General features: G+C 56.5%; 9 protein-coding genes. All 9 read right to left on the bottom strand.

Annotated features, from left to right (window positions below; translation table 11 throughout):
• Positions 1-3 precede the first annotated feature (3 nt).
• Positions 4-237, bottom strand: a complete 234-nt coding sequence (locus tag MX657_RS03905) for a YgdI/YgdR family lipoprotein (protein WP_003856439.1) — start codon at positions 235-237, stop codon at positions 4-6.
• Between the two features lie 139 nt (positions 238-376).
• Positions 377-3,601, bottom strand: coding sequence for a carbamoyl-phosphate synthase large subunit (gene carB / locus MX657_RS03900; RefSeq protein ID WP_008502028.1), 3,225 nt, complete (start codon positions 3,599-3,601; stop codon positions 377-379).
• Between the two features lie 18 nt (positions 3,602-3,619).
• On the bottom strand, positions 3,620-4,768 hold the full coding sequence (gene carA, locus MX657_RS03895; RefSeq protein WP_080329004.1) for a glutamine-hydrolyzing carbamoyl-phosphate synthase small subunit: 1,149 nt from the start codon (positions 4,766-4,768) through the stop codon (positions 3,620-3,622).
• Positions 4,769-5,222: 454 nt separating this feature from the next.
• A complete protein-coding gene (gene dapB / locus MX657_RS03890; RefSeq protein WP_346807375.1) occupies positions 5,223-6,044 on the bottom strand; it encodes a 4-hydroxy-tetrahydrodipicolinate reductase in 822 nt (273 codons plus the stop codon).
• 205 nt (positions 6,045-6,249) lie between these two features.
• The gene (gene ispH, locus MX657_RS03885; protein ID WP_028015471.1) at positions 6,250-7,200 is read right to left on the bottom strand and encodes a 4-hydroxy-3-methylbut-2-enyl diphosphate reductase; all 951 of its coding nucleotides are present in this window, start codon (positions 7,198-7,200) and stop codon (positions 6,250-6,252) included.
• A gap of 1 nt (position 7,201) precedes the next feature.
• Entirely contained in the window at positions 7,202-7,651 is a 450-nt protein-coding gene (gene fkpB, locus MX657_RS03880; protein ID WP_003856450.1) for an FKBP-type peptidyl-prolyl cis-trans isomerase, read from the bottom strand.
• A 57-nt stretch (positions 7,652-7,708) separates the two neighbouring features.
• Positions 7,709-8,209, bottom strand: coding sequence for a signal peptidase II (gene lspA / locus MX657_RS03875; protein WP_080329002.1), 501 nt, complete (start codon positions 8,207-8,209; stop codon positions 7,709-7,711).
• Positions 8,209-11,025 carry an isoleucine--tRNA ligase gene (gene ileS / locus MX657_RS03870; protein ID WP_346807373.1) on the bottom strand — a complete coding sequence of 939 codons (2,817 nt, stop codon included), beginning with the start codon at positions 11,023-11,025 and terminating at the stop codon, positions 8,209-8,211. Before ileS ends, lspA begins: the two co-directional genes overlap by 1 nt.
• A gap of 45 nt (positions 11,026-11,070) precedes the next feature.
• Entirely contained in the window at positions 11,071-11,997 is a 927-nt protein-coding gene (gene ribF, locus MX657_RS03865; RefSeq protein WP_119916070.1) for a bifunctional riboflavin kinase/FAD synthetase, read from the bottom strand.
• Positions 11,998-12,002: the final 5 nt, after the last annotated feature.

Below are 12,002 nucleotides of genomic sequence, written 5' to 3'. Positions count from 1 at the left end.
GAATTAGTTATCCAGCTCGCCCATGGATTTAACCTGGTCGCGGTTAATCTGCTCAGTTTGACCGGTTTCGGCGTTTTTATATGACACCAGACCGGTATCGTCATCCACCTGCGGTTTCCCGTCGGTCACGATAGTTTTGCCATCGGTGGTTTTTACGGCCTGGTTAGAGGAACAGCCCGCCACGGTAAACATTGCAGTGGCAGCCAGAACGGAAGCGATCAGTAGTTTATTTTGCATGGTGTTTTCCCCTGCTCTCAGTTGAATTTCGTTATCGACCTAACAATTTTAGGCTAACTGACTGAAAGCGGATGAAAAACCAGAAGGTTCTGAAGATAGGAAAAATGCCCGGCAACCAAACGGCACCGGGCAATTTGTCTTACTTGCTAATCTGCGCGTGCATTTCCTGCACTGAAATCACCTTCTCGGTGGCATCTGCGTTCAGCGCCATGGCCGTCGCGAAACCGCCGTTCAGGGTGGTGTCGTAGTGTACTTTGTACTGCAGCGCGCTGCGGCGGATCAGCTTGGAGTCTTCAATCGCCTGGCGACCTGCGGTGGTGTTGATGATGTAGGTGTATTCGCCATTCTTGATACGGTCCTGAATATGCGGACGCCCTTCATGCACCTTGTTCACCAGACGCGGGTTAATACCGGCTTCACCCAGCACAATCGCCGTACCGTGGGTTGCATCCAGCTCGAAGCCCTGTTTCAGCAGCTTGGCGGCCAGGTCAACCACGCGCTCTTTGTCGCCTTCGCGAACGGAGAGCAGCGCACGGCCCGATTTTCTCATGGTGGAGCTACTTCCCAGCTGCGCCTTGGCGAACGCTTCCGCGAAGGTACGGCCCACGCCCATCACTTCCCCGGTAGAGCGCATTTCTGGCCCTAACAGCGGGTCAACGCCCGGGAATTTGTTGAACGGCAGCACCACTTCTTTCACCGAGTAGTACGGCGGGATGATTTCTTTGGTCACGCCCTGCTGTGCCAGCGTCTGGCCAGCCATCACGCGCGCCGCCACTTTCGCCAGTGGAATACCGGTCGCTTTAGAGACGAACGGTACGGTACGCGCCGCACGCGGGTTGACTTCAATCAGGTAGACTTCGTTATCTTTCACCGCGAACTGGACGTTCATCAGGCCGCGAACCTGCAGCTCGAAGGCCAGCTTCTGCACCTGCTGGCGCATCACGTCCTGGATTTCCTGGCTGAGGGTGTACGCTGGCAGAGAACAGGCTGAGTCACCGGAGTGCACGCCTGCCTGCTCGATATGCTCCATAATGCCGCCAATCAGCACCATTTCGCCGTCGCAGATGGCGTCAACGTCCACTTCCACCGCGTCGTCGAGGAAACGGTCGAGCAGCACTGGCGCATCGTTGGAGACGCTCACCGCAGTCTGGAAGTAGCGACGCAGGTCGGCTTCGTCATAAACGATTTCCATCGCGCGGCCACCCAGCACGTAGGAAGGACGTACTACCAGTGGGTAGCCAATCTCTTTCGCCTTCTCGACAGCCTGTTCAATGGCGGTCACGGTGGCGTTCGCCGGCTGTTTCAGCTTCAGGCGGTCAACCGCCTGCTGGAAACGCTCGCGGTCTTCTGCACGGTCAATCGCATCCGGGCTGGTACCGATAACCGGTACGCCCGCCGCTTCCAGCGCGCGCGCCAGCTTCAGCGGAGTCTGGCCGCCATACTGCACGATAACGCCTTTTGGCTTCTCAATGCGTACGATTTCCAGCACATCTTCCAGGGTAACCGGCTCGAAGTAGAGGCGGTCAGAGGTGTCGTAGTCGGTAGAAACCGTTTCCGGGTTACAGTTGACCATGATGGTCTCGTACCCGTCTTCGCGCAGCGCCAGCGAGGCGTGTACGCAGCAATAGTCGAACTCGATGCCCTGGCCGATACGGTTTGGACCACCGCCAAGCACCATAATCTTGTCGCGGTCAACGGACGGGTTCGCTTCACACTCGTCTTCATAGGTGGAGTACATGTACGCGGTGTCGGTTGAAAACTCTGCCGCACAGGTGTCCACGCGCTTGTAGACCGGGTGCAGGTCGTACTGGTCACGCAGCTTGCGGATTTCCGCTTCACGCACGCCCGCCAGCTTAGCCAGACGCGCATCGGCAAAGCCTTTACGCTTCAGCATGCGCAGGAAGTCAGCGTCCAGGCCGTTGATGCCCAGCTCTGCCACTTTCTCTTCCAGACGCACCAGCTCTTCAATCTGCACCAGGAACCAGCGGTCGATATTGGTCAGGTTGAACACGCCGTCGACGGACAAGCCCGCACGGAAGGCATCGGCGATGTACCAGATACGCTCTGCCCCCGCGTCCTTCAGCTCGCGGCGAATTTTGGTCAGCGCTTCCGGGTCGTCCAGGCTCACTTTCGGGTCGAAGCCGGTCGCGCCCACTTCCAGGCCGCGCAGCGCTTTCTGCAGGGATTCCTGCTGCGTACGGCCAATTGCCATCACTTCACCGACAGATTTCATCTGGGTGGTCAGACGGTCGTTCGCGCCCGCGAATTTCTCGAAGTTAAAGCGAGGGATTTTAGTCACAACGTAGTCGATGGACGGCTCGAAGGACGCTGGCGTGCGGCCTCCGGTAATGTCGTTCATCAGCTCGTCGAGGGTATAACCCACCGCCAGTTTCGCCGCCACCTTCGCAATCGGGAAGCCGGTCGCTTTAGAGGCCAGCGCGGAGGAGCGGGACACGCGCGGGTTCATTTCGATAACAATCAGACGGCCGGTTTTCGGGTTAACGGAGAACTGCACGTTAGAACCGCCGGTTTCCACGCCGATTTCACGCAGTACCGCCATCGAGGCGTTACGCATGATTTGATACTCTTTGTCGGTCAGGGTCTGGGCTGGCGCAACGGTGATGGAGTCACCGGTGTGGATACCCATCGCATCGAAGTTTTCGATGGAGCAGACGATGATGCAGTTGTCGTTTTTATCACGCACCACTTCCATCTCGTACTCTTTCCAGCCAATCAGCGATTCATCAATCAGCAGCTCTTTGGTTGGGGAGAGATCCAGACCGCGTTCGCAAATCTCTTCGAACTCTTCGCGGTTGTAGGCGATACCGCCGCCGGTGCCGCCCATGGTGAACGATGGACGGATGATGCACGGATAGCCCACTTCTGCCGCAACGGCCAACGCTTCTTCCATGTTGTGCGCGATACCGGAACGCGCGGTGTCGAGGCCGATTTTCTTCATCGCCACGTCGAAGCGGCGACGGTCTTCTGCTTTATCAATCGCGTCGGCGGTCGCACCAATCATGGTCACGCCAAACTCGGCCAGCACGCCCTGACGCTCCAGCTCCAGCGCGCAGTTCAGCGCCGTCTGGCCGCCCATGGTCGGCAGCACCGCATCCGGGCGCTCTTTCTCGATGATTTTACGCACCACTTCCCAGTGAATCGGCTCGATGTAGGTTGCATCGGCCATTTCCGGGTCGGTCATGATGGTCGCCGGGTTAGAGTTGACCAGGATGACGCGGTAACCCTCTTCACGCAGGGCTTTACACGCCTGCGCACCGGAGTAGTCGAATTCGCAGGCCTGGCCGATGACGATCGGGCCAGCGCCAAGGATCAGGATGCTTTTTATGTCTGTACGTTTTGGCATGGTCTTCTCGGCTCCTGATTATTTAGCGGTCTTACGGTATTGCTCGATAAGTTCGATGAAGTGATCGAACAGCGGCGCGGCGTCGTGTGGGCCCGGGCTGGCTTCCGGATGACCCTGGAAGCTGAATGCTGGCTTATCGGTGCGATGAATGCCCTGCAGGGTGCCATCGAACAGTGATTTGTGGGTCACGCGCAGGTTAGCCGGCATTGACGCTTCATCGACGGCGAAACCGTGGTTCTGCGCGGTAATCATCACCGTGTTGTTGTCGATGTCTTTCACCGGGTGGTTACCACCGTGGTGGCCGAACTTCATCTTAACGGTGTTCGCACCGCTCGCCAGCGCCAGGAGCTGATGGCCGAGGCAGATGCCGAATACCGGAATGTCGGTTTCCAGGAAGGACTTGATGGCGGCGATGGCGTAATCGCATGGCGCCGGGTCGCCAGGACCGTTAGAGAGGAAAATACCGTCCGGATTCATCTTCAGCACGTCTTCGGCAGACGTTTGTGCCGGAACCACCGTCAGGCGGCAGCCGCGGTCAACCAGCATGCGCAGGATGTTGCGCTTGGCGCCGAAATCGTAAGCCACTACGTGGAACGGCAGCTCGCTCTCTTTTTTCGCTTCCGGCAGGTCGCCTTCAAGCGTCCAGCTCCCCTGCGTCCAGCTGTAGGCTTCGGTGGTCGTCACTTCTTTCGCCAGGTCCATGCCGTTCAGGCCCGGGAAGGCTTTCGCTTTTTCCAGCGCCAGCGCCGCATCGAGGTTATCACCCGCGATGATGCAGCCGTTTTGTGCACCCTTCTCGCGCAGCAGACGCGTTAACTTACGGGTATCGATATCGGCAATCGCCACGATGTTATGGCGCTTCAGGTAAGAAGAGAGGTCTTCGGTGTTGCGGAAGTTGCTGGCAATCAGCGGCAGGTCGCGAATGACCAGGCCTTGCGCATGTACCTGAGAAGATTCTTCGTCAGCCGCATTGGTGCCGACATTGCCGATATGAGGATAAGTAAGAGTAACGATTTGGCGAGAATAGGAAGGATCAGTGAGGATTTCTTGATAACCGGTCATTGAAGTATTGAAAACGACTTCCCCAACCGCCGAACCCGTTGCCCCTATGGCCCGACCGATAAACTGGGTTCCGTCTTCCAGAACCAATAGCGCTGACTTAATCAAAACACCCTCCGAAGAATATTCACTCACTTTATTTGCATATTAATTCATAACCGCGTCATGAATCAATGCAAATGTGTTGCCAGCGGATTTTTGGCAAACGGCGGCATTCTGGGGATTTGGTGGATAAAAGTCAACTTAAAACGGATATTTTGTTTAGTCTTTTGCGAGCCTGGCGGGCTGGGAGTGACTTAAGCGGTAAAAAGATCAGGTAAATCACTGTAGAAATCGCTTGCGTGCGAAGTTTAATGCAAAAGAACAGGTCGCAACGCATAAAAGTGGACCATTTGGTCAAAATTTACATTTTGGCAACGCAAAAAGAAGAGAAAAGATAAATTTTCAAGGAAAACAATATAAAACAGAGATGAAATATACAAAATAAAAGGGCAATAAAATATTGCCCTATGCAATCAAACAATTACGACTGCAATAACCACATCACGATGGGTAATAAAGCTTACAAATTGTTGAGATTGAGCACATCTCGCATATCAAAAAGACCATCTTTCTTATCTTTTAACCATAGTGCCGAGCGAACGGCCCCGTTGGCAAACGTCATCCGGCTGGACGCTTTATGCGTAATCTCCACACGCTCGCCAATATCGGCGAACATCGCGGTATGTTCGCCGACGATGTCGCCCGCACGAACCGTTGCGAAACCAATTGTGCCCGGCACGCGTTCGCCGGTGTGACCTTCGCGGGTATAGACCGCGCAGTCTTTTAAATCTTTATCAAGTGCATGAGCAATCGCTTCGCCCATCGCCAGCGCCGTGCCTGATGGTGCGTCGACTTTGTAGCGGTGATGCGCTTCAACGATCTCAATATCGGTGTAGTCGCCCATCACCTTCGCCGCTTTCTCCAGCAGCTTGAGCATGACGTTTACGCCGACGCTAAAGTTTGCCGCAAAGACAATCGCGATGGCTTTTGATGCGTCCTGAATAGCCTGCTTACCCGCATCGTCAAAACCGGTAGTGCCGATGACCATTCCCTTGCCGTGCTGGCGGCAAAACGCCAGATGCGTCAGCGTCCCTTCCGGGCGGGTAAAATCGATGAATACATCGAAGTCATCTTTAACCGCGTCAAGGCTGCTCTGAACGGTAACGCCCGTCTTTCCCGCGCCCGCCAGCTCACCAGCGTCGGCACCAAGCAGTGAGGAGCCTTCACGCTCCAGCGCCGCGCCCAGCGCCACACCATCCATCTGTAGCGCCGCCTGAATCAGCTGACGGCCCATACGTCCACCCGCGCCCGCAATAGCGACACGGATCTGTGCATCATGCATAGTTATTCTCTTACGTTAAAATGATGTAAACCGTTTTCAGATTAACCAGCCTTCGCGGAGGCTGCCAACTGAAAACACCAATAATTAGAATTTAACGTGAAACCGACTTAAATATCAGTAAAAGACATGATTTTGTCGTCACGATAATGTACGGGGCAAAAAAAAGGCCAGCACATGAGATGCTGGCCTTTCAATAGATAAGGGGTTATTCCACTTCGCGGGCGTCGATACGCAGCTCTTTCGGCACTTCGAAGACAATGTTCTCTTCGCGTCCTTCCAGCGGAACCGCTTCGCCACCGCCCAGCTCCTGCAGACGAGCAATCACGTTCTGCACCAGGATATCCGGTGCGGAAGCCCCTGCGGTAACGCCAACGCAGGCCGCATTTTTCACCCACGCTTCCTGAATGTCCGTTGCATCGTCAATCAGAAACGCCGCTTTCCCCATACGCTGCGCCAGTTCGGCCAGACGGTTGGAGTTAGAGGAGTTTTTGGAGCCGACCACCAGCACCACATCCGCCTGTTCAGCCAGCGCGCGCACCGCTTCCTGACGGTTAGTGGTGGCGTAGCAGATGTCATCCTTACGCGGCCCGACGATTTTCGGGAAGCGCTGGCGCAGGGCGTCAATCACGTCTGAGGTATCGTCCACGGAGAGCGTCGTCTGGGTCATAAACGACAGACGGGCTTCGTTTTTCACATTCAGCGTCAAGACATCTTCCGGCGATTCGACAAGGTACATGCCTCCTTCCGGGTTGCTATACTGGCCCATGGTGCCTTCGACTTCCGGATGACCGGCGTGGCCAATCAGAATCGACTCTTCACCGCGACGGCTGGCGCGCGCCACTTCCATATGCACTTTTGTCACTAATGGACAGGTGGCATCGAATACGGTCAGATCGCGGCTTTTCGCCTCGTTGCGTACCGCCTGTGAGACGCCGTGCGCGGAGAAGATCAGGATCGCACCGTCCGGCACTTCGCTTATCTGCTCAATAAAGATAGCCCCGCGCTCGCGCAGGCTGTCGACCACGTAGCGGTTATGCACCACTTCGTGGCGCACGTAAATCGGCGCGCCGTAAATCTCCAGCGCGTTTTCAACAATGCTGATAGCGCGGTCTACACCGGCGCAGAAGCCGCGCGGGTTAGCCAACAGGATCTGCATTTCAGGCCTCCAGTGCCGGATCGATCTCCAGCACTTCTACATCAAAATGAACGGTACGCCCGGCAAGCGGATGGTTGAAGTCAACGGTAATAGAGTCGCCGTTGATTTCGCGGATCACGCCAGGCATTTCGCTGCCGTCCATAGCGGTAAAGAGCATGATCGCCCCGATCTCCGGTTCACCCGCGTCCATGAACTCACGCCGCGAGAAATACTGGATCAGGTCCGGACTCGGCACGCCAAATGCCGCATCCGGCTCCAGCGAAAAGGCTTTTTTCTCACCCTCTTTCAGGCCCAGAAGCTGCTGCTCAAGACCTTCAGACAGCGACGTATCGCCAAGACGGAACAGGGCCGGTTTGCCATTGTTGCGGGTGGATTCGGCGGTGGAGCCGTCATCCAGCTTCAGCGTGAAGTGAACGAGAACCGCGCTGTTGCTCTGTACGGATTTAGACATGCACATTGCTCTTTAATGTTGTGCCGGATGGCGCAGCGCGTCACCCGGCATTGACAATTACGCCTGCTCTTTCGCGGCTGGTTTCGGCAAAAAGCCTTCCAGCACGATTAACGCCGCACCGATGCAAATTGCGCTGTCGGCGAGGTTAAAGGTCGCGAAGTGCCAGTCGCCGACATAGAAGTCGATCATATCGACCACAAAGCCGTGCCACAGGCGGTCAAACAGGTTGCCCAGCGCGCCGCCAATGATCAGCGCGTAGGCGATGTTATTCAGCTTTTGCGTCGCCTTCGAGCGGTACATCAGCACAGCCAATACCACGCAGATACCGATGGCGATACCCGCAAAGAACCAGCGCTGCCAGCCACCGCTGTCGGCAAGGAAACTGAACGCCGCGCCGTAGTTACGGGCGTAGTGCAGGTTAAGCGACGGGAACAGCGAAACCGTCTCCCCCAGAGCGAAATTCTGGAGGATCAGGAACTTGCTGCCCAGATCGATAATCAGCACCACTACCACCAGCCACAGCCAGCGCAGTCCTGTTGAACAGAGAGTTTTACTCATCAGGCAAACTTACGTTTTTCGCCGTCACCGGCGACGTTGCTTACACAGCGTCCGCAGATGTCTGCGTGTTCCGCCACCTGGCCGATATCGGTGGTGTAATGCCAGCAGCGCGGGCATTTCTCACCGTCGGCTTTGCTCAGCGCGACTTTCAGGCCTTTGAGCAATTCGCTCTGCTGAGCATCAGCAGAAGCCTCGGCATAATCCGCAACTTTCGCACCGGAGGTCAACAGGACAAATCGCAATTCATCACCCAGCGCGGTCAGCTTCGCCGCCAGCTCCGGTTCGGCGTACAGAATCACTGTCGCTTCCAGAGAGCCGCCGACTTTCTTATCCGCACGCGCCTGCTCGATAACCTTGTTCACTTCGCCGCGCACTTTCAGCAGCTCGTCCCAGAAGGCATCGTTCATTGCTTCAGTGCTGGAGAGATCGAACAGACCTTCGTACCACTCGCCGGTGAAGACATACTTCTCGCGGTCGCCCGGCAGATAGCCCCAGATTTCATCCGCGGTGAAGGACATGATCGGCGCCATCCAGCGTACCAGCGCTTCTGCGATGTGGAACAGCGCGGTCTGGCAGCTACGACGCGCCACGCTTTCCGCTTTCGCGGTGTACTGGCGGTCTTTGATGATGTCGAGGTAGAACGAACCCATCTCAATGGAGCAGAAGCGCATCAGGCGCTGCACCACTTCGTGGAAGTCGTAAGACTCATAGGCTTTCAGGATATCGTCCTGCGCCGCTTTCGCGCAGCCTACCGCCCAGCGGTCCAGCACCACCATCTCTTCCGGCTTCACCATGTCTTTTACCGGCTCGAACCCGTTCAGGTTCGCAAGCAGGAAGCGCGCGGTGTTACGGATACGACGATAGCTGTCGGCAGCACGCTTCAGGATCTCGTCAGACACCGCCATTTCGCCGGTGTAGTCGGTTGAGGCCACCCACAGACGCAGAATGTCTGCGCCCAGCTTGTTCATCACGTCCTGCGGAGAAACGGTGTTACCGATGGACTTGGACATCTTACGGCCCTGTCCATCCACGGTGAAGCCGTGGGTCAGTACCTGACGGTAAGGTGCTTTGCCTTTCATGGCGGTGGAGATCATCAGCGATGACATGAACCAGCCGCGGTGTTGGTCGGAACCTTCCAGATACATGTCGGCAGCGTGACCGGCAAACTCAGGACGCACGTCAACCACGGAGGCGTGAGTAGACCCGGAGTCGAACCACACGTCCAGGGTATCAGGCACTTTCTCGTAGTTGTCCGCGTCCGCGCCCAGGATGTCGCGGGCGTCGAGATCCCACCACGCCTGAATGCCGTCAACTTCGACGCGCTTCGCCACTTCTTCCATCAGTTCCAGGGTGTTCGGATGCAGTTCCTGCGTCTCTTTATGCACAAACAGCGACATCGGCACGCCCCAGGTACGCTGACGGGAGATACACCAGTCTGGACGGTTAGCCACCATGGATTCGATACGCGCCTGGCCCCAGTCAGGGATCCACTGCACGCCTTTGATCTCGGAGAGAGACTGCGCGCGCAGGCCTTTCTGATCCATGCTGACGAACCACTGCGGAGTCGCACGGAAGATGATAGGGGTCTTGTGACGCCAGCAGCACGGATAGCTGTGCTGCATTTTCTCAACGTGCAGCAGCGCGCCGCTGGTGCGCAGCATGTCAACGATGATGTCGTTGGCTTTAAACACGTTGATGCCGTCCAGCGCCGGGTAGGTGCCAGGCAGGTAAGAACCGTCCGGACCAACCGGGTTGGCGATTTCCAGACCGTACTTCAGGCTGATGTTGTAGTCGTCCGGACCGTGGCCACCGGCGGTATGCACCGCACCGGTACCCGCTTCCAGCGTCACGTGGTCGCCCAGGATCGCCGGAACATCAAAGTCCAGGAACGGGTGTTTAAAGCGCATCAGCTCCAGCGCGTCACCTTTTACGGTGCCCAGCACGGTGTAATCGGTGATGTGCGCGCGTTTCAGCACGCTCTCAACCAAATCTTTCGCCAGGATAACCGCGCGGCCATCAATCTGCACCAGCGCGTACTCAAACTCACCGGACAGGGAGATCGCACGGTTCGCTGGCAGGGTCCACGGGGTGGTGGTCCAGATCACCAGAGAGATCGGGCCGCTTACGCCAGGCAGACCGAATTTAGCTTTGATCGCATCCTGATCGACCGCTTCGAAAGCAACGTCGATAGAAGGCGAGGTTTTGTCGTAATACTCCACTTCCGCTTCTGCCAGTGCAGAACGGCAGTCCACGCACCAGTGCACCGGCTTAGCGCCTTTGTGCAGGTGGCCGTTACCGATGATTTTGCCCAGCGCACGGATGATGTTAGCTTCAGTTTTGAAGTCCATGGTCAGGTACGGGTGCGACCAGTCGCCCAGCACGCCCAGACGGATGAAGTCAGCGCGCTGACCGTCAACCTGGGTAGCTGCGTATTCGCGGCATTTCGCGCGGAACTCGGCGGCGGTGAACTTCTCACCCGGCTTGCCGAACTCTTGCTCCACCTTCAGTTCGATCGGCAGACCGTGGCAATCCCAGCCCGGAACGTAAGGCGAGTCGTATCCCGCGAGTCCTTTGGACTTCACGATAATGTCTTTCAGAATCTTGTTAACCGAGTGACCAATATGAATGCTGCCATTCGCATATGGAGGGCCATCATGCAGAATGAAGGATTTTTTGCCTTTTTTGGCTGCACGAATGATGCCGTACAGGTCATCATCGGTCCAACGCGCCAGCATTCCCGGTTCGCGCTTGGCGAGATCGCCGCGCATCGGGAACCCTGTTTCCGGCAAATTCAGGGTTGATTTATAGTCACTCATCAGATTCTCGGTTCCGTATTTATCACGTAGGCAGTTAAGCCGGTTCTAAAGCCCAAAAAACTCGCGGGCCGTCAATTCATCTCGCGCGATTTGCGCTTTAAGTTCGTCCAGCGAGGCAAATCGCTGCTCGTTGCGTATTTTTTTACGCAGTATTACATCTATATGGCGACCATAAAGGTCCATTACAACGTCCAGCAGGTGCACTTCTAACTGTTGACGCACACCGGCAACGGTAGGACGTGTGCCAATATTGGCAACACCGTAAAACGGCTGTTCGCCCAGTCCTGCCACTTCCACCGCATAGACCCCTTTAACCGGGGAAACCTGACGACGCAGCGGTATATTCGCCGTCGGGAAACCTATCGTGCGGCCCAGCGCATCGCCATGGACCACGCGACCAGAGATAGTGAACGGGTGGCCCAGCAAGTTTTCTGCCGTCTCTAGTTCATCATTGGCCAGCGCCTGCCGTACTGCCGTGCTGCTGACGCGCACGCCGCCTTCACAGAAGGTCATCGCGCTGGTGACGTCAAAGCCATACTCCAGACCAGCCTTCTGTAATAGCAAGAAATCGCCCTGACGACCAGCGCCAAAGCGGAAATCATCCCCCACGGCGAGAAACTGTACGCCAAGACGCTTAACCAGCAGGTCGCTGACGAAATTTTGTGCTGTCAGTGCGGCAAAGCGGCGATCGAAACGCACGCACAACACGTAGTCCACGCCGGACTCAGCCAGGTAGCGCAACTTCTCGCGCAGGCGAGTGAGGCGAGCGGGAGACTTATCACCCGCGAATAGCTCCAGCGGCTGTGGCTCGAAAATCATCACCACAACGGGCAGGCCACGGGCCTCCCCTTCTTTACGCAATCCCTGCAACAGCGCCTGATGACCACGATGCACGCCGTCGAAATTACCAATAGTCAGCACGCACCCATGTGGCGCTCTGCTGAGATTATGTATGCCGCGTATCAGCTTCATGTCTG

The organism is Enterobacter chuandaensis, assembly GCF_039718975.1.
Lineage (GTDB): Bacteria > Pseudomonadota > Gammaproteobacteria > Enterobacterales > Enterobacteriaceae > Enterobacter > Enterobacter chuandaensis.
Note: the sequence above shows the minus strand (reverse complement) of the source record. Positions and strands in the feature narration are given on the sequence as shown.